General features: G+C 52.5%; 21 protein-coding genes and 1 pseudogene. 7 read left to right on the top strand and 15 right to left on the bottom strand.

The features are described from left to right. Window positions 1-123: 123 nt before the first annotated feature. The 5 genes from MTCT_RS02315 to MTCT_RS09575 form a co-directional block, all read right to left on the bottom strand. Entirely contained in the window at window positions 124-459 is a 336-nt protein-coding gene (locus MTCT_RS02315; RefSeq protein WP_048175348.1) for a hypothetical protein, read from the bottom strand. A 36-nt stretch (window positions 460-495) separates the two neighbouring features. Next, a complete protein-coding gene (locus MTCT_RS02310) occupies window positions 496-1,362 on the bottom strand; it encodes a thiamine pyrophosphate-dependent enzyme (protein WP_048175347.1) in 867 nt (288 codons plus the stop codon). Continuing rightward, complete coding sequence (locus MTCT_RS02305; protein ID WP_084126124.1) at window positions 1,359-3,026, bottom strand: 2-oxoacid:acceptor oxidoreductase subunit alpha; 1,668 nt, start codon at window positions 3,024-3,026, stop codon at window positions 1,359-1,361. Before MTCT_RS02305 ends, MTCT_RS02310 begins: the two co-directional genes overlap by 4 nt. Window positions 3,027-3,030: 4 nt before the next feature. After that, entirely contained in the window at window positions 3,031-3,537 is a 507-nt protein-coding gene (gene msrA / locus MTCT_RS02300; RefSeq protein ID WP_048060839.1) for a peptide-methionine (S)-S-oxide reductase MsrA, read from the bottom strand. Window positions 3,538-3,602: 65 nt separating this feature from the next. Next, on the bottom strand, window positions 3,603-4,166 hold the full coding sequence (locus MTCT_RS09575; protein ID WP_010876173.1) for a class III signal peptide-containing protein: 564 nt from the start codon (window positions 4,164-4,166) through the stop codon (window positions 3,603-3,605). A gap of 47 nt (window positions 4,167-4,213) precedes the next feature. On the opposite strand from MTCT_RS09575, the gene MTCT_RS02290 reads away from it, so the two are divergent. From MTCT_RS02290 to MTCT_RS02260, 5 genes are all read left to right on the top strand, one after another. Then, the gene (locus tag MTCT_RS02290) at window positions 4,214-4,483 is read left to right on the top strand and encodes a hypothetical protein (protein WP_048175346.1); all 270 of its coding nucleotides are present in this window, start codon (window positions 4,214-4,216) and stop codon (window positions 4,481-4,483) included. Between the two features lie 28 nt (window positions 4,484-4,511). Continuing rightward, window positions 4,512-5,726, top strand: a complete 1,215-nt coding sequence (locus MTCT_RS02285) for a Mur ligase family protein (RefSeq protein WP_010876171.1) — start codon at window positions 4,512-4,514, stop codon at window positions 5,724-5,726. A gap of 303 nt (window positions 5,727-6,029) precedes the next feature. Then, window positions 6,030-9,020, top strand: a complete 2,991-nt coding sequence (locus MTCT_RS09180; RefSeq protein ID WP_144245649.1) for a Mur ligase family protein — start codon at window positions 6,030-6,032, stop codon at window positions 9,018-9,020. Beyond that, window positions 8,998-10,167 carry a hypothetical protein gene (locus MTCT_RS02265; RefSeq protein WP_048175345.1) on the top strand — a complete coding sequence of 390 codons (1,170 nt, stop codon included), beginning with the start codon at window positions 8,998-9,000 and terminating at the stop codon, window positions 10,165-10,167. The genes MTCT_RS09180 and MTCT_RS02265 overlap by 23 nt, the downstream gene beginning before the upstream one ends. A 9-nt stretch (window positions 10,168-10,176) precedes the next feature. Beyond that, window positions 10,177-10,833: an NTP transferase domain-containing protein gene (locus MTCT_RS02260; protein ID WP_048060837.1), complete on the top strand. Its 657-nt coding sequence runs from the start codon at window positions 10,177-10,179 to the stop codon at window positions 10,831-10,833. Window positions 10,834-10,915: 82 nt separating this feature from the next. On the opposite strand, the gene MTCT_RS02255 is transcribed toward MTCT_RS02260, so the two are convergent. The 10 genes and pseudogenes from MTCT_RS02255 to MTCT_RS02215 all read right to left on the bottom strand — a co-directional run bounded on the left by MTCT_RS02255 (window position 10,916) and on the right by MTCT_RS02215 (window position 15,418). After that, the gene (locus MTCT_RS02255; RefSeq protein WP_010876166.1) at window positions 10,916-11,125 is read right to left on the bottom strand and encodes a hypothetical protein; all 210 of its coding nucleotides are present in this window, start codon (window positions 11,123-11,125) and stop codon (window positions 10,916-10,918) included. Window positions 11,126-11,145: 20 nt separating this feature from the next. Further along, window positions 11,146-11,832 (bottom strand): DUF169 domain-containing protein, encoded by a 687-nt coding sequence (locus MTCT_RS02250; protein WP_010876165.1) that lies wholly within the window; start codon window positions 11,830-11,832, stop codon window positions 11,146-11,148. 9 nt (window positions 11,833-11,841) lie between these two features. After that, on the bottom strand, window positions 11,842-12,024 hold the full coding sequence (locus tag MTCT_RS02245) for a hypothetical protein (RefSeq protein ID WP_010876164.1): 183 nt from the start codon (window positions 12,022-12,024) through the stop codon (window positions 11,842-11,844). Between the two features lie 101 nt (window positions 12,025-12,125). Then, complete coding sequence (locus MTCT_RS02240; protein WP_048175344.1) at window positions 12,126-12,827, bottom strand: hypothetical protein; 702 nt, start codon at window positions 12,825-12,827, stop codon at window positions 12,126-12,128. Between the two features lie 139 nt (window positions 12,828-12,966). Continuing rightward, window positions 12,967-13,515, bottom strand: coding sequence for a pseudomurein-binding repeat-containing protein (locus tag MTCT_RS02235; protein WP_231855338.1), 549 nt, complete (start codon window positions 13,513-13,515; stop codon window positions 12,967-12,969). A 1-nt stretch (window position 13,516) separates the two neighbouring features. Further along, entirely contained in the window at window positions 13,517-13,879 is a 363-nt protein-coding gene (locus MTCT_RS09385) for a hypothetical protein (RefSeq protein ID WP_231855392.1), read from the bottom strand. Window positions 13,880-14,142: 263 nt separating this feature from the next. Further along, window positions 14,143-14,214, bottom strand: a pseudogene (locus MTCT_RS09570) (zinc-ribbon domain-containing protein); the annotation flags it as partial. Window positions 14,215-14,245: 31 nt separating this feature from the next. Next, the gene (locus MTCT_RS02225; protein ID WP_048175341.1) at window positions 14,246-14,560 is read right to left on the bottom strand and encodes a DUF4064 domain-containing protein; all 315 of its coding nucleotides are present in this window, start codon (window positions 14,558-14,560) and stop codon (window positions 14,246-14,248) included. A gap of 15 nt (window positions 14,561-14,575) precedes the next feature. Further along, complete coding sequence (locus MTCT_RS02220) at window positions 14,576-15,058, bottom strand: hypothetical protein (protein ID WP_231855337.1); 483 nt, start codon at window positions 15,056-15,058, stop codon at window positions 14,576-14,578. 33 nt (window positions 15,059-15,091) lie between these two features. Beyond that, on the bottom strand, window positions 15,092-15,418 hold the full coding sequence (locus MTCT_RS02215; protein ID WP_048175340.1) for a DUF2085 domain-containing protein: 327 nt from the start codon (window positions 15,416-15,418) through the stop codon (window positions 15,092-15,094). A gap of 496 nt (window positions 15,419-15,914) precedes the next feature. Between MTCT_RS02215 and MTCT_RS02210 the strand changes: the two genes are divergently transcribed. Both MTCT_RS02210 and MTCT_RS02205 read left to right on the top strand, forming a co-directional pair. Next, a complete protein-coding gene (locus MTCT_RS02210; RefSeq protein WP_048175339.1) occupies window positions 15,915-16,508 on the top strand; it encodes a CRISPR-associated transcriptional regulator Csa3 in 594 nt (197 codons plus the stop codon). 19 nt (window positions 16,509-16,527) lie between these two features. Then, complete coding sequence (locus tag MTCT_RS02205; protein ID WP_048175338.1) at window positions 16,528-17,388, top strand: ATP-binding protein; 861 nt, start codon at window positions 16,528-16,530, stop codon at window positions 17,386-17,388. Window positions 17,389-17,426: the final 38 nt, after the last annotated feature.

Here is a 17,426-nt window from a genome sequence, read left to right as displayed (position 1 = left end):
TCCTTTGAATATTGTGATCATTTTATAGGCCTACATCTGAGGCACCTGAATGATGATGGTTCTGCAGGCCTTGCAGAGGGTGCGTAGAGAGTTTCAGCCTGATCGTAGCTACTACTTAACGAATTAGATCACATCCAGGGCATCCTCGACAGCATCCCTTATGCAGTGGGGGTTCCAGCCGACGACCTCAGAACTCACGGCTTCCAGTTCAGGGGGTACATTCTCAAGGCCGTAGGGTCTCACGGTTATTATGGGCTTTGATGATTTACGTGCAAGATCCACAGCACCCAGTATCTCATCCCTCCGGGTGCCCCATAGACCCGCAAGTACTATGACTGCATCGGCATCCTCAGGGGGCGCTGCTCTCCACTCGAGGCCCGACTGTTCGAGCCTCTCCAGAAACACCCTGTAATCCTCAACCTCACCCTCAGTTATGTAGAGCCGGATTTCAGCTGTCACTCTATCACCTGAAGATCAGCATAAGTTAGATTGAAGCTACACCATCCTCTTTGATTCAATGAGACGCTTCAGTTTATCAGGGTCATGGCTCCGCCTCCAGAGGGGAGTGGCATCCCCATGGTATACACTGAGATTCTCCTCGAAGGTCCTCTCACCCTCAACCCGGTATATGACACCCAGTGGAAACCTACCCCCGCCGTATCCCTCAAGGGATTTCTCAAGGGCCAGCAACCTGTCTGCAGGATCATGATCGGTGTAGTATGTGTGTTCCCGGAACCACTGGAAGGTGTTAACACGGTTGAAGGTCACACAGGGCTGGAATATATCCACGAGGGCATAACCATGGTGGCTGATGGCCTCGACCAGTATGTCACGCGTCCTCTCAATATCTCCTGAGAAGGCCCTTGCAACGAAGGTGGCCCCCAGGGCAACCGCCACGGCTAATGGGTTGAATGGTTCCTCAAAGACCCCCTGAACCTGTACAGGAGTCCTGAAGCCGGGCTGACTTGTGGGGGACGCCTGGCCCTTGGTGAGGCCGTAGACCATGTTGTCATGAACGATGGTGGTTATGTCCGGGTTCCTCCGGATGTTATGGATGAGGTGGTTTCCGCCCTCACCGTACATGCAGCCGTCACCGCTCACATCGATGACTGTGAGCTCGGGGTTCGTGGCCTTGATGGCCACTGCAGCCGGGAGGGATCTGCCATGAAGTCCATTGAAGTGGTTGCACTTCAGGTACTGGGGGAGCTTCCCTGCCTGGCCTATCCCCGAGACAAGGACAAGCCTCTCAGGGGGTATATCCAGGTCTGCAAGGGCCATCTTGAGGGCCCTCAGGATGGAGAAGTTACCGCATCCTGGACACCATGCAATTTCAACATTCATGTCATAATCCTCTGGCCTCATAGTAGAACCTCCTCGATGAATCCGGCAACCCCCTCAACGCTGAAGGGCATGCCATCGTACCTCCTGAACCTTGCATCGGCCTCAAATCCCTCAAGCTTGAGGAGGTCCGCGAACTGTCCGCGGTAATTGTTCTCAACCACAGCAGTCCTGTCGAATGATTCCAGGAGCTCCAGGGTGTCATGGGGGAGGGGGTAGACCTGGCTGAAGTGCACCATGCTCACATCTGCACCGGAGGACTCGATGGCCTCCCGTACCGGCCAGTAGGTGGAACCCCAGCATATCAGTGCAGAGGAGTTATCACCGTACACCTCGGGCTTCAGTGCGTCATCCCTCAGCATCTCAAGGCGCAGGTTCCTCTTCTCAACCATCCTCCTCCTCACGTCAAGGTCCTCTGTTATCAGACCCTCCTCATCGTGCTCATCCGAGTCCACCCGTACCGTCCCGGACCCGTAGCCCGGAATACCCCTGGGTGATATACCATCAGCTGTGAACTCGAATCTCCTGTACCCCTCCCATGTCCGGGTGATATGGTAACAGGGTTCCTCACCGATCAGGGGTGCGGGGAGGTCGTAGTAGAGGTCTGCCAGGTACTGGTCTGAGAGCAGAAATACAGGTATCTGGTACCTGTCTGCCAGGTTGAAGGCATGGGCCGCGATTTCAGGGGTATCCTCGAGTTTCCCTGGAGCCAGAATTGCCCTTGGGAACTCACCGGGGCCTGCGTAGAGGGCGAGGTTCAGGTCCTCCTGGGCTGTCCTGGTGGGAAGACCAACAGCCGGCCCCGGCCTCTGGCCTATGTATATAACCACAGGTGTTTCTATCATACCTGCAAGGCCAACGGCCTCCTCCATGAGGGCAAATCCGCTACCTGAGGTTGCGACAAGGGACCGTGCACCCGCATAGGAGGCCCCCAGGCACATGTTGATGGCTGCAATCTCATCCTCTGCCTGCTCGAATACCATGTCGAATTCAGCGGCGTTCTCTGATATGAATACCTGGAGTGGAGTTGATGGTGTCATGGGGTATGATGACATGAAGCGGCAGCCCCCGGCGATGCACCCTATGCCAACGGCTTCTGTCCCGTTGAGGACAACGTGTTCCCTCACCGATGGCTGGGGTTCAATGCTGATCTCAAGGTGCTCCCTGAGTTCATCACCCAGTTCATAGCCCTTCCTCCCGGCCCTGAGGTCGGCCTCTACTATGTCAGGGCCCTTGCGTTCGAATAGGGACCGCACGGCTTCATCGAATGTTTCCTCTCTGACACCGAAGAGGTTTGCGGCTGCACCCGCTGCAACGACATTGGCGAATATCCTGCCCCCCAGCTTCTCTGCCTCCCCCATTATCGGGAGGCTGATGGCGCCCTCCTCATGGAACTCCTCATCTGCAATGACCAGTGTATCCTTCACACGGCCATCCATGTGTTCCACTGCACCGGGGCTCAGTGCAAACAGCACATCCACCCTTTCTATGAAGGCCCGGACCGGTGTGGATGATACCCTTATCAGTGTGGAGTTCTCCCCTCCACGCACACGGGACATGTACTCCTTGCAGGAGAATATGTGGTAGCCGGTGGCCTTGAAGGCCCTTATGAGGAGGGCCTCGACGGTCTGTATGCCCTGCCCTGCCTCACCGCAGAGGACGATTGAAGCATCATCATTGATCTTCACTGGATCACCTCGTTGAGAGTAGTCTCATGAGGTAGCATCTCCTCCGGGGGTTCTTCTCAAGGTACTGCTGGTGGTACTCCTCGGCCTCATAAAAGGTCCCTGCTGGTTCAATGGCTGTAACTATCCTGTCTCTGAACCTTCCAGACTCCTCAAGTCTCCTTCTTGACTCAATGGCAGCCCTTCGCTGCTCATCGCTGTGGTAGAATATGACCGAGCGGTACTGCTCTCCCACATCCGGGCCCTGCCTGTTGAGGGTCGTCGGGTCATGTATGCTCCAGAATACATCAAGGAGGTCGCTGTAACCCACAACATCAGGGTCAAAGGTTACCTCAACCACCTCTGCGTGTCCTGTAAGACCGGTGCAGACATCCTCATATGTGGGGTTCTCAAGGTGACCCCCCATGTATCCCACACGGGTTGATACAACACCATCAACCTTTCTGAAGGCGTCCTCGACCCCCCAGAAGCATCCGGCCCCGAAGGTCGCCTTCTCATATCTGCTCAAACACATCACCCCTTGAAGGTTTTCATCCTGATTCCCCGCGGCATTTAGCCATGGGTTTTCAGTTTAGGTGCTCATCCTGACACGTTTCCCCTCACCTTGACCTGGTCGCTGGTGAATTTGAAGGGTGAACCTCCACCTCCGCTTATGGAGAATGACATCAGCACGCTACCGGTGGGGTTCCTGCGGTAATCATATGGTCCGCTTATAACCCATGAGTAGCTCTGGTTGCCTATTTTCAGCGTCCACCGGCCCCTCTGCCCTATACCCTTGAGGTCATCTGTTCCGCCTTTGGGGTCTCCGACTCCTCCCTCTATGGTGAAGCTCGTACCTCCACTCATCCTTCCAAGGTTGAAGGTACGGCTTGCACCGGGCTGGAGAAGGAAGAACCTGTTACCTGGATCCCCGGATACTATGTGTCTGCTTCCGCCGCCGGTGGTGTTGTTGGCCTCATAGATGAACTTGCTCTTGGATGGACCGATATTTGTTATGGTGAGTTTAACATCAACGGCCTCGTTCCCTGAAAACCTGAAGTAGGAGCTGTATATGTAGAGAGCTGCAACGGCTATCACTATTATGGCCGCAAAAAGGAGTATGTACTCAGCACCACCCTGTCCCCTTAAATCCTTGATTATCATGTAAGATATATATTGTATGATTATTTATATAAAATTGAGGTGTGACCATGGGACCCGGCGCCGGCACAGAGACTCCAGCAATAGGCATTGATGTTCTGATAACCGTTGCAGCCGTTATAGCGGCCATTGCAGTTATAGTTGTACTGATTGTTTCCATAGGAAGGAAAAGGGGAGCCAGCGAGGATGAAAAGGCTGTGGTACCAGAGGTATCCATGAATGAGGATCTAATAGCCCAGCTCAAGGAGGAGTACGGAATCTCCGATGATGAAGAAAATGAAGAGGAGCAGGGAGCATCTGATGAAAAGGATGAGAAATGATCCTTAAAGAGCAGTTAACGGTGAATCAATGAAGGTTGCGGTTCTGGGACTTGGAGCTGAGGGTTTAAAGGCTGTTGAATCCCTCAGGAGGAGGGGACACAGGGTATACGCCAGTGATATAAGGGCAGACATTGATCTGAACCTCGAGGGTGTGGACGTTGACCTGGGCTTCCATGACACCGAAAGGATAGCATCATCGGATGCTGTGGTGCTGAGCCCCTCGATCTTTGGCACGGGGCTCTGGGAGAGCTTCAGTGACAGGCTTCTCTGCAGGGTACTCAGGGGGCACAGGGTCCCTGTCACCGTTGCAGTTACAGGGACCAACGGGAAGACCACGACGGCGTCAATGATAGCACATGTACTGGAGAGTTCAGGCTGGAGGGTCCTTCTCGGTGGAAACGCCGGGGGAGGCTTTGATGGATACACAGAGGTAATCCTGAGGGCAGCTGAGGAGGAATTCGATTACATCGTGGTTGAGGTCTGCGACATGACCCTTGAATTCGCATCTGAGTGCTTCGATATTGATCTGGCCGTCATCACAAACCTCGGCGAGGACCACCTGAACTTCCATGGCTCCATGGAGAACTACAGGGAATCAGTGGCCAGCTTCCTGGAGGGCAGGGCTGTGGTGATCTCTGCAGATGAACCCCACCTGGAGGAACTAACATCAGGGGCCAGCAGTGTCATGGAGTACACCCCCTACAGGGGCGAACTCGTCCTGGAGGGGGAGTTCAACAGGCTCAACGCTGGGGCCGCTGCAGAGGCACTGGAATTCCTCGGGGTACCCTCAGAAGTCATCTCCAGGCACCTCTCAGTATTCAGACCGGTGGCTGGCCGTATAAGGTCCTTCAGTGTAAACGATGCACTGGTAGTTGCAGGTAAAACCGATAACCCCCACGCCATGAGGGCACTGCTCAGGGAATCTAATTTTGATGTCATATTCCTTGGCACACCACGAAGATCAGAGGAGTGGCGCCTGGGGATTCTTGATGAAATCGCAGAGTCTCCACCCGAAATCCTGGTACTCTTCCCGGGCCTCGATGATACAGTTGACATGGCCCTTGAGCACCTTAAGAGCCTCAGGATTCCATCAGAGATCCTGACTGTCCATGACCCGGGGGATATCCCTGAAATGGTCAGGGAGTTCTCCAGGGAGTACAGGAGGATACTTGTGGCCGGTAACGGTCAGGATGTGATAATCCGGGTCCAGGAGGAACTTGAGGGTCTTGCATCCTGTCTCTAGATCACCTCTGACTCTCCAGGAGCTCATGGATTACTGAGCCAGATGCCTGACCCGGGATCTGATAGCTATATAGGATGGGAACATATCTTTATAGGTAGAGTGTCTATGGGTGGATACATATCCTCCCGGGTGAGAATCTTTGGGTAGACTGCCTCTGGTAGATATTCCACAGGATGATCAGAGAGGTACACCCACTACCTCGGTCAGGACGGGTGCCATCAGGTGACTCTTATTTACAGATTAATCAGGAAGGAACGCGTGTTTAATAAAAACGTTTATGGGTGCATTTAATTGATCAGGAACATGAAAGTGCTTGTGATTGGAGCTGGAAACGCAGGTAGACCCGCAGCGAGATTGCTCAACCACCTGAACAACAGGGTACTTGTGAACGACGTCAGGGAACTCCATGAACTACCCCTGAAGGCCCAGAAGAGGATAGCTGAGATGGAGGATGAGGGCGTGATGTTCAGGTTCGGGGGTCACAGCATGGAGGACATACTCTGGGCTGACGCTGTTTTCATATCACCCAACATCCCCCAGGACGCACCGGTACGTAAAATGGTAAGGGAAGCAGGGGACCTGGTCCACATAACAACCTCTGATATAGGGAGGACCCTCAACGAACTCATAGGGCTCCCAATGGTCGGAGTTGCGGGAACCGATGGGAAGACCACGACAACCAACATGATAGACCACATCCTCTCCTCACGTTACAGGACAGTATCATTCTCATCACTCCAGGATTCACTGGTGATAGAGGGCCTCGTGGAACTTGTGGTAAATGGGGATATCGACGACAGGGATCTTGCAGTGTTTGAACTCCCCCACGGGACGATAAGGATGGCTGAGGGCCTTGAACTCTCAGCAGGGGTTGTGACAAACCTCACACCGGATCACATGGACGAATTCAGTAACTACGATGAGTACATTGAGAGGAACTTCTCAATAAAGGACCTCATGGCTCCTGGCGGAGTTCTGGCACTATGTGGTGATGACCCGGTCATATCGAGCCTCCTGGACGACCTTGAAGTGCAAAGGGTGGTCTATGGTGTGGGCGAGAGGAGGACCGTTGAATTCATGGGAAGGAGATTCACTGGCTCAGCCAGTATCCATGTCAGGGCCTCCGATATAGAGCTGAGGGGACTTGCAGGATCCACCTTCACCCTCAATGTATCAGAGATAAAGACAGCCATCTGCAGCACCTGCGGAGCCCTCAACTGCAGGGAACATGATGGGGCCGTCTCTGTGGGGCCCCTGAGGGAGAGGATAAACCTCAGGGTCCCGGGCATATTCAACATTGAAAATGCCCTCGCAGCCATAACCGTCGCACTCATACTCGGATTCGACATGGAGGACATTAAGAGGAGTATCGAGGACTTCAGGGGCATAAGGGGCAGATTCGAGTTCATAGACGAGGTTGACGGTGTCAGAGTATACATGGACGCAGCCCATAACCCCGAGAGCATGGAGAAACTCTTCGAGGGCATGGAGTTCCAGGGCAGACTCATAGTGAGCCTCGACAACCCTGACACCCTCACGGTGAGGGACAAGGAAAGGATAGGGAGGGTGCTGGCTGAGAGGGCCGACACCATCATCGTAAGTGCAAAGAACGAGACAACAGGCGTCACAGACATGGAGGCCGCCGATGAGGTGGCGAGGGGCGCCGGCGAGGAGAGGACCATAAAGACTGAGAGCGTATACGACAGCATAAGGAGGGCCCTTGAGATCGCGGAGCCAGGGGACACCATCCTTCACATAGGCCCCGGGGTTGTCAACGCCTACGAAAATGTAAGGTCCGACATCGAGGAGGCCCTGAAATCCATGGAGGACTGTGTGGTCGTCCTTGGGGGTCTGGGGAACGTCGGAAGCCTGATGGCAAGAAACCTCAGGGCCCGGGGCCACAGGGTCGTGGTCTCGGATCTCCGGGAGGACACGCCCCTGGTGGATGTGCTGAGGGAGGAGGGCATACACCTCGACCTAGGCGGACATGACCCTGAGATACTCAGGAGGGCGAGGACGGTGGCCATAACACCTGCCCTTGAGAATAACCGGAAGATCCTTGACCTCATAGGTGGTCTTGACGCCGACGTCATAGGTGTTGAGGACGTACTCAACATGTGCCCTGTGGATAAACCGGTGGTGGGTGTTACAGGGACAAACGGGAAAACAACAACCACTGGCATGCTCAAATCCATAATGCGGGTTGCAGGTATGAGGGTCCCGGAGCACCACCTGAACATCCAGGGAAACACTGAACTTGTACCTGCCCTCCAGGCAAGGCTGCCGGGTGACGTCGCCGTCGTTGAGATAGGTACCTTCGGCAGGAGGGGGGAGATAAGAAGCTCCGCGATGCTCTCAGGTGTCTCGGTGGGTGTTATAACAAACATATCAAGGGACCACCTCTCAGCTGGGCGGAGATTCTCTGACTACATTGAATGCAAGGGTGAAATGGTGGAGGTTGCAGAGGACCTTGTCCTGAATGCAGATGACCCCATTGTAGCCTCCCTTGCAGACGGACTCCCCCGTGAGAGGGTTGTGTTCTATGGCATACAGAGCTCTGAATCCGGTGGCGTGGTGCCTGAGGGCAGGGAGTGCCCCAAGTGCGGGAAGCCCCTCAGGTACACCAGGAGAACCATGGGGCACCTCGGCGACTACCAGTGCATCTGCGGGTACCTGAGACCCCAGCCAGATGTCATGGCCATCGAGGCATCCCCCGGGGGCTTCAAGCTCGTAATCGGTCAGGAGATGAGGGAGGTAAGGCTTGCAACCCCCGGGATATTCAATGTCTACAACGCCTTGGCGGCAGCTGCAACCGCATGGACCATGGGACTGGAAATTGATGACATAGTCCGGGGTCTGGAATCATTCAAAGGCGTCCCGGGGAGGTTCCAGGAACTCTCAGAGTCGCCCAGGATAATCCTGGACTACGCCCACAACCCTGCAGGTGTCAGGGCAGTGATGCAGGACCTCAGGGGAAAGGGCAGACTCATAGTGGTCAACACCGTGGCATCTGAGAGCGGGATCGATGGGGACAGGGAGATTGCAGCGATCCTCAAGGATGCGGATGTGGTCATACCAGCATCCTACGCCGCCAGGAGGGCCTCAGACATCCTTGGAGAGAGAGCGGTCCACATAGGGTCCAGCAGGATGAGGGCCGGTGGAGGCACCCTGGGTGCCAGCAGGGAGCAGGTAGCTGAGGCCGTCAGGAAGGCCCTTGAACTTGCAGGACCTGATGACACGGTGCTCATAATAGGAGAGGGGGGATACAGGTATGCTGAGGAGTCTATCAGGTAAACACGTCATCATTTTAATAATTCTGGTTGCAGCTGCAGCGGCTGGCGGCCGGTACCTTGAGGGAACGGTTGAACCCCAGAACCCTGTGGAGATAGCGGCCCTGCCCCTGGGCAGTACAGTACTTGAGGGCCAGGACGTCATCGACGAGTCCAGGGTGAGGAGCGTGCCCATCATGCTGCACCCTGACTACATCCTTGACGAATTCAACTACTTCAACCCATCAAACCTCCTCCAGGCCGTGCTGACAGGAGCCGTTCATGTCCCCATATCCGAGATGACAGAGGGTGTGGATGCAAGTGGCAGGTCCGCCGTCAGCGGTCCGGGGTCCCTCAGGGTGCAGGGGGAGAGGCTCGTGGTGGAGGAGCCCCCCACCTTCCTCTGGGCCTACAAGACACCCTACACCTACGGGGTTAAAAGGAAGGATGGTGTGGAGATAGTTGAAAATGGAAAAAGGGTCCGTTTTGTACCGGCAGGGAGCATAAGCAACAGCACAGTCCCCCACCGGTACAGATCCATTGAGAGGATAAAGAGATGGTACAGGAGGGCCGATGAGGGCGACAGGATTGCGCTGGACTACCAGCTCTCAAACTTCAGCGACGGAAGGCTCCCTGTACCTCCAGGGATGATAGAGAAACTCTTTGGCGATACCGTGCTTGAGTACATGGAGAACTACCCCTCTGGTTCACCTGTGATGGTCTACATCGATAACAGCAGGAGGTCCCTTGTATCCAGTGCAGTGAGTTACCTTGGATCCTACCCCCAGTACGATGATAACAGGAGGGCCTTCAATGCGAGGGCCTTCGCCTCAGCATGGAACGGGACCATAATCCCGCCTGGCAGTGAGGCCTCGGGTAAGGAGACCGTGAGATTCACAGCATCAAGGGACCCTGAAGCCCCTGGAGGTTATGCATCCCATGGTTCATGCCCACCTGCAAGGGCCCTGAGGGCCATCGTGACCTCGGCTGGCATGCCCCTCCCGCGGGGTATGACCTGGGAGTTCCATGCGGTACTCTTCGGCTTCAACCCGGCAACAGGTATAAGGGTCAGGAACACAGGGAAATACCCGGTACTCATAGAGATGTGGACAACAGGTTCAGGTGCCAATACAAGGATATACGCCAGGCTATACAGGCTTGAACCGGCATAGGTGGGTAATGTGATCTCAGCTGTTGTTGCTGCAGCCGGCAGGGGAAGCAGGATGATGCGGGATATGGCTGAACTTGGCCTCGAACCGGTCCACAAACTCCTGCTCCCCCTCAATGGGGTGACCGTCATAGAGGCCACAGTTAAGGCTGTCCTCTCGGCGGGGGTTGATGAGTGCATAGTCGTGACCGGCCACAGGGCAGGGGAGGTTGAGGAGGCCCTCTCAGGCATGGATGTCCGTGTGGTGAGAAACGACCCCGTGGATGTTCCCCTGTCAGCGTCACTACTGAGGGGTGTGAGGGCCGCAGGGGGGGACATAATCCTCTGTGCCGCAGGGGACCAGCCTGCGGTATCACCTGCAACCCTCAGGAGGATAGCTGAACATGCTGATGGGTCCACGGTTTCAATCCTTGCGAGGGGTGAGAGTGGCTGGCTTGATAATGCCCGGGGGATCGGCATGCCCCTTGCAGCAGGTGCCGATCTCCTCAGGGATTACCTGCCCCTTGGGGATGGCAACATAAACCCCCTCCTCTGGATGATGCTGGAGGACGGTGTGAGGCTCTATGGTGTGGAGGCCTCTCGCCCCATTGAGCTTGTGAACATAAACCATTACAGTGACTACCTGAGGATAAGAGACCATTTTCTCAGGACCAATGCTGATGGAAATTAGGGTTATCCTTCACCAGAACAGCGGTATTATGGAAAAACTGGAGTTATTCTTCATTCCCCAGAAAAAATAGAAAGGTGGAGACCTAGAATTTCTTTTCCTCGGTCTCCTCTTCAAGTAGATCCAGACGGTCCTCAACCTCCTCGAGGAGTTTACCGACGTTCCTGAGGATCTCAAGGGTGTCGTAGATCCAGTTGATCACAAGTTCCTGGTCTGCCTCACCCTCATACTTCTTTATCTTCTCCTCAAGGTCGGCAACATCCTCAAGGATCCTGAAGGTCTTCGTCTCAACCACTTTATCACCCCCATGATGGTCTAGCTTATGGCCTCAAGGGCGTTAAGGACACATCCTATGTTTTCACCGTTAAGACCGACAATGAGTTCATCGTCCCGCACACCCGCGTACTGCCTTGATCCGCTGCATCCCATGGTTATGTTGGGTCTCTTCCTCATGTATGGCCCTGCAACGGCATCTGCACAGAGGGACTGAATGCCTGAGAAGTCTGCCTCCACACGGCCACCGAGGGTGTATACGAGGGCCTGTGAGATCTTCATGGCCTGGGCAGGGTTGCAGATTATCACTATGACGTCAGGGTCGAATGTGGCCTTCTCGAGGGGAGCGTAGACTGCTGCATAGAACCTGAGGTCAACGGATGGTATCCTATCGAAGGTCCTCTTGGCTGATGCAAAGCTTGCAAAACGTCCAAGGTCATAGTAGAACTCTCCTGTTTTGACCTTCTCAGGGGCCTCATCGATTCCGAGGGCATCGGCACCTCCCTTGCATGCCTGGGCCTCTGCGGTGGCATAGAATACCTCACCAGCTGCAGCCATCTGGACCATTTCACAGTGCCTTGCTGGTTTTCCTATCTTTTCAACACCCTCAGGGAGGTCATCCTCCCTCAGAACGAGTTTAATTGCCACCGGGGATTTTTCAAGCCCCAGGAGGTCCTTCAGTTTTCCTGAGATCTCATCGTATCCATTAACACCGCACACATCAACCATTGGATCACCTCAATCAATTATCTTCACGGGTTTACCGTACTGGCGCTTCTCTAGATGGCCACAGTCACGGCACCTGTAGATCACCAGGATGAAGTCCCCCTCTTCAGGGTAGGTCTCATCGACCTCATCTGCGATGCCGCCGCAGACACTGCACCTCACCCTGTCTGGCTGGTCCATTCTGTAGTGTATCATCGACTATAATATTTCATCCACCACGTATATTAATCTGGCGGTGGTTTTCTCAAGGGACCTTCGCTGGTGACTTCCTGATTGATCCGGTGGTGGCTGTTCTCTCAGTTGAACATGGACACGTCAAGTGAGTCGAGTGTCATCAGGAATTCCCTGGCATTTTCAAGTGTCCTGGATTGGTCCTGGTACATGAAGTTTTCATAGAGGATTGCAGGTGTCCCGTTCCTTATAAGGGGTTCTGTCACATAGGCCGGGCTTGTCTGCGACTCCGGGAAGTGGTAGGATAGCCAGCTGATCCTCGATGAGAGTTCCAGGGCTATCCTTCTGCTCCTATCCTCAGGAAGTGGTGTGAATACGAACCTCCTCATGGCGTAGTTGCCCCTGTTGGAGTGCACATCAACGGCAAGGTCGTAGTCTCCGGCCGAGATGTCAGGGACCACGTACCTTCTTGCGAGTATCTGGCCAGCCATCCTCCCCTTCTCATAGTCTGATGGGGCCCGGGTTACATTCACATGGTAGATGACGTACATGTACCTGAGGCTGTCTGAGTTCTCCTCCACAGCCTGTATCATGGCACTGTGGGCGTTCGCCTCCAGGGGGTGGACGCCGGTTATTATGGCTATCCTGATGGATGAATCATGGTTACCATAGGGTCCCAGCCTTTCAACGGTTCCAAGTTCATCCGAGCCGATGACATCATCTGGAGACTCATGGATGCCCTGAGAGGGCGCAAAGGGGTCCATAAGGTAGTATGTTGCAGTAATCAGGGTTAAGACAAGTAGCGTTAAGATCAGTTTCCTTCTCAAGTTATCGCATCCCTCTGTGATTCTGTGGGGTTCACAGTTATTCTCTCTGGTTCTGCTGACGCACCTATTCAGATACTCTCTGATCTGTCAGTAACAGGATTTATGGGTATCCCTGTTAAAAAAATAAGGGAATGGTTCTTCAGACGCTTATGATTTCAGGGAGCATTCCTGTCCTCATGTATTCAAGGAGGACCTCCCTGAAGATCTTCTCTGCAAGCTCTGGCGTTATATCAGGTGAGCCCTTCACGTAGATCCCCACATGGTTGGGGCTTCTGCCATGGGATTCCATCCATGTGTAGGTGCGCTCTGCCATGTCAAGGTACTCGCTCTCTGTGAGGGTGGCGGTGTCAAGGTAGCCGTAGGGGTCCTCAGGTCCCCCGTAATCCCTGACGTGTATCATGCCAGTGTCATTGAATCCTATCATTACCACGGCCCTTGAGAAGATGTAGAGGCGCTGTGGTCCGGTGAAGTTGAAGCCCCTGTAGTTCACGGTTCCATTGCGAGGGTCCATCTCTGCAAGCTCCAGGGCTGCCTGGAGGTTGAGGTAGTATCCATCATCTGTTTTTTTGATGATAGCCTCTTCACCGGCACCTGAAGTGCTGCCGGTGTCCATGAGCTGCAGTGCCACCGCTGCCCCGGCGAGGATAACCATGACAGCCACAATTACCAGTATGGTCCTATCCGACACCTCAATCAACCCTGAAACTGTATATTATGGTATCTATGTCATCCTGTATAAGTGACAGGTCATCGGTTGTGAAGAGGATATCATAGGCATAGTCCCCTTCAATGAATACCACGTACTCCTGTTCACCTTCATCACCCTGATAGTAGTATGAGGATCCTATGATGTAGGCGCTGTTACCGTCCACAGTGGTCTTCTTAACATAGGTTACATCATCCCCATTTTCATAGATGGCTCCAAGACACGTATCGCGCTCGGTCTCAAGGTCCACGGTGGCTGGCCTCTTATATACGGAAAGAATTGAAACCATGCCCTGCTCATATGACTTGAGGGAAACAACGTTATCATCACTACTCTCATCCGGTATGTAGATTTCCCATGTGTCTGGATAGCTGAACGAGATTCCGCTTCCCCAAATGTTTTTGTGCTGGATGCGCCTGAAACGTCAGCTGCATCGTTATCATAGACTGTTGCATCATCATAATTAACATCGCTGTAACCGGACGGCTCTGTAAATGCACCTAACAGTAGAATCAGGACCAGAATGGCAAAGGGTGTGATGATAAGAAACTTTGAGGATCTGTTCTGCCTTTTCCACCATCCTTTAATCCCGTCTTCATGGGGAAGCTCTGATCCACATTTTGAACAGAATGCTGCACCATCCCTGTTTTCTGATCCACATTCCGAGCAAGTTTTCAACACGATACCTCCATATAAAAAAATTGGTGGAGCCCTACCTTATGAGGGCAAGGACTCCTGCGATACCAATGAAAACTGTACCTGGAATCGCAAAGGCAGATATGCTTATGAGGAGCCATACTGCACTTATTATGAGTACAGCACCACCCCTGCGGGGGTTATTCCTCACATACACAGATCCTATGATACCCAGAATTGAGGCCAGAATTGCACTCATACCCAGGTACAGGAGTTCGGTTCCAAATACCGAAAAGATAATGGCAAAAAGTCCTCCGAGTAAACCGAAAATCCCGCCTATTATTCCAAGGACAAGTTCCAGTGTCCTTGATGTTTCTGGAGCGTCCGCCATACCCGTTCACCTCCCTTAAACATTCACTGTTGTCCTGTAAATGGCTGAGCTATCATCCGCTGCCAGTGAGTCAAAGATCATAACTTCAACCTTGGAGGGGGTCCCTGTGTCAATAAAGTCAACTGCACTGAACTTAACTGTCTGCCCTGCCTTGGCATTGTTTATGTTCCATGCCAGAGGGTCATCATAGAGAAGGTTCCCCTCTGAGTCGTACCACTTCAGGTGCATTTCAAGGTAGGAGAAGTCAATGCTGGGAGTGATCTTTCCCTTCACAGAGTAGCTTCCATACCCCTCTGAGACAACCTGAAGGTCCTCAACCACGATATCTGATTCAGTTCCTGTGGACCCAGAACTCTCATCTACGGATTCTACTCCGGTCTGAGAATTATCCGGGGCCATCATTCCAGCTATCGCAACTACCAGTATCATACCAAGGCACAGTGCCCCTATGAGGACGCCGGCCTTGGTGGCTGAACTCTGTTCCTTCCACCAGCTCATTTAAAATACCTCCTCTTTTTGATCCATTGAGTATCAGAGGTGGAGTATGAGATGTTTGAGGACCTTTGTGAGCACTGCCAGTCCAATACCTGCTGGCAGGCCAGTTGAGAATCTCAGAACATTGTTGCTTTCTCTGTAACCCATCAGCTGGGTGAATCCGTCAATGAATGTGGGGATCACAAGAAGCAATGCCAGAAGCACAGTGGCTGCTGTGTACTTCACAGGTATGAGGAATGCATACAGGAAATAGGTGAATGCCCCCAGGTATATGCCGGTACACCTTGAACACACAGGAAAGTAGTGCCCCCTGAATGAAAATGTTCGCTCTGGTTTTCTGTGACATATATATTTAAATCTCATACCTAACACCACAGTATAAAATGTATCAATGGATCTAAAATTTAATTAGTGAGTCATTATATTTAAATTTTAACATTTTTTATTGACAGAACATTATTTTATTTACACAGCAGAGAAATTTACCTCATGGATAAGATATCAGCTTCGTTAACTTCATTATACCATCCTTGACTGTGGAGTTTTTTCATCAGGATTAACATACCAGCCCGCTTAAGTTCAGTATACCATCCCCAGATGTGATGTCATGATCATTAAAAATCCCGGCATCTCCAGAAATGAATGAAACAATTCAAGATAGACACGATGGTTCCATGTAATTTTAAATTTATTTCTGAAAAATGCTCCGATATTTAATAGAAGAAAGCGGTTTTTATGAATGTAAAATCAAGGTAGGAAAATTATATATAGAATAATCAGAGAATATACCTTTAACTGTAATGAATTGTTTTCCGTGAACAAAAATTTGGGATAGGAAAACTGGAGGGATGTGATAATAATGGATACCACACTGATATCCACGATATACTCCATTGAACCCGTGATGTTCTGCATAACACAGTTCTCACCGCGAAAGGTGGTTCTACTCAAGGAGGACAAGGCTCCACGGGAAAAGGAACAGGTGGAACAGGTGCTCAGGGACACACTCGGTAACTTAGTGGAGATAACAACCTTTGAGACGAGCCTCTACGATGTTGTGAGCATTGCAAGGGATATGGTTGAGATCATAGACGAGGAAAGGGCCCATGGAAGGCGCGTGGTTGTTAACATAAGCGGCGGCAGGAAGACCCAGGCACTCGGAGCACTCTTTGGCTGCTACGCAAGGAACCATGACGTCCAGCGCATAGTCTATGTGACCGAGGAGGACAATGAACTGATAGACCTCCCGATACTGAGCTTCGGCATATCCAAGACAAAGAAACAGGTCCTTGAGGAGCTCAAAGCCGGCGAAAAATCCGTTAAAAACCTTGCAGTCAAGATAGGTATAAGCAGGGGCATGACCTACAACCACATAAGGGAACTCCGTGACATGGGGTTCATTGACCGGGAAAAGCTTGAGATAACCTCTGCAGGTGAACTTGCAGTGCTCTAAAACATGAATAAGTGTCATCATGCCCATAATTCCATTAAACAGGACTGAAGTGTTTATTGGAAGGGCAAAGGAACTTAGAAGGATCAGAGAGGGCCTCAATGATCCTGGATTCGTTATTGTAACAGGAAGGATGGGGTCCGGAAAAACAGCTATTTTTAGGAAACTCCACGAGGAAAACCCCAGCAAAACAACCCTTATCGATATGAGGTGCACCGATATAAGGGAGGCCCATGAGGGGATACCCGACTTCAGGAGAATAATGGTAATGGCAAGGACAGTTGACTGGAATATACTCATAGATTCCATGCCACCGGAGGTATCAGCCTTCAGGGAGGCCTTCAAGATGAATCACATGTACGACATGAGGTGCGCCGTCTCCATGAGGTACAGCAGGCGCTTCCTGCAGGAACTTGAGGAGGAGATACCGGGCGTGGCAGTCGTCAGCGTACCACCCCTCACAGAGAGAGAAACAGAGGACTACATCCAGAGGAAGGCACCCACATTCAGGGCCACGGCCGCAGGCATGAAGTACATACATGGACTCACTGAGGGACTGCCCCTCTTCATTGACAGCTTCCTGAACGTCCTCTCAGATGGGATCATATATGGCCCGCTGCTGCTGGAGGAGAACTTCAGGGCCAAGTTCCAGCAGATCGCATTTCCATGGATTGCTGAACTATCACAGCTGAGTATGGGTGAGAAAAGAATCCTTGAGGATCTAACTGATGCCCCAATACCTCAGAGGGATGTGGAGGCTGAGGAACTTGAGAAAATCGAGTTGAGGGGCCTTGTGGAGCTCAGTGGAGGGGAGTGGTCCCTCACAAGTGAACTCCTGAGGCGTGTTCTAACGGAACTCAGGAAACAGTTCGGGTGCATCTAGCAGTGCTCAAAGAAGGGATTTTCAGGGTCCGGTATTGA

The sequence above is a fragment of the Methanothermobacter sp. CaT2 genome, assembly GCF_000828575.1.
Lineage (GTDB): Archaea > Methanobacteriota > Methanobacteria > Methanobacteriales > Methanothermobacteraceae > Methanothermobacter.
This window is presented reverse-complemented; position numbering and strand designations above follow the sequence as displayed.

Excerpts from the sequence above, each read along its gene's own strand:
- MTCT_RS02310 (WP_048175347.1), bottom strand. The coding sequence starts at position 1,362 with ATGAGGCCAGAGGATTATGACATGAATGTTGAAATTGCATGGTGTCCA.
- msrA (WP_048060839.1), bottom strand. The coding sequence starts at position 3,537 with ATGTGTTTGAGCAGATATGAGAAGGCGACCTTCGGGGCCGGATGCTTC.
- MTCT_RS09575 (WP_010876173.1), bottom strand. The coding sequence starts at position 4,166 with ATGATAATCAAGGATTTAAGGGGACAGGGTGGTGCTGAGTACATACTC.
- MTCT_RS02290 (WP_048175346.1), top strand. The coding sequence starts at position 4,214 with ATGGGACCCGGCGCCGGCACAGAGACTCCAGCAATAGGCATTGATGTT.
- MTCT_RS02285 (WP_010876171.1), top strand. The coding sequence starts at position 4,512 with ATGAAGGTTGCGGTTCTGGGACTTGGAGCTGAGGGTTTAAAGGCTGTT.
- MTCT_RS09180 (WP_144245649.1), top strand. The coding sequence starts at position 6,030 with ATGAAAGTGCTTGTGATTGGAGCTGGAAACGCAGGTAGACCCGCAGCG.
- MTCT_RS02265 (WP_048175345.1), top strand. The coding sequence starts at position 8,998 with ATGCTGAGGAGTCTATCAGGTAAACACGTCATCATTTTAATAATTCTG.
- MTCT_RS02250 (WP_010876165.1), bottom strand. The coding sequence starts at position 11,832 with ATGGTTGATGTGTGCGGTGTTAATGGATACGATGAGATCTCAGGAAAA.
- MTCT_RS02245 (WP_010876164.1), bottom strand. The coding sequence starts at position 12,024 with ATGATACACTACAGAATGGACCAGCCAGACAGGGTGAGGTGCAGTGTC.
- MTCT_RS02225 (WP_048175341.1), bottom strand. The coding sequence starts at position 14,560 with ATGGCGGACGCTCCAGAAACATCAAGGACACTGGAACTTGTCCTTGGA.
- MTCT_RS02220 (WP_231855337.1), bottom strand. The coding sequence starts at position 15,058 with ATGAGCTGGTGGAAGGAACAGAGTTCAGCCACCAAGGCCGGCGTCCTC.
- MTCT_RS02215 (WP_048175340.1), bottom strand. The coding sequence starts at position 15,418 with ATGAGATTTAAATATATATGTCACAGAAAACCAGAGCGAACATTTTCA.
- MTCT_RS02210 (WP_048175339.1), top strand. The coding sequence starts at position 15,915 with ATGGATACCACACTGATATCCACGATATACTCCATTGAACCCGTGATG.
- MTCT_RS02205 (WP_048175338.1), top strand. The coding sequence starts at position 16,528 with ATGCCCATAATTCCATTAAACAGGACTGAAGTGTTTATTGGAAGGGCA.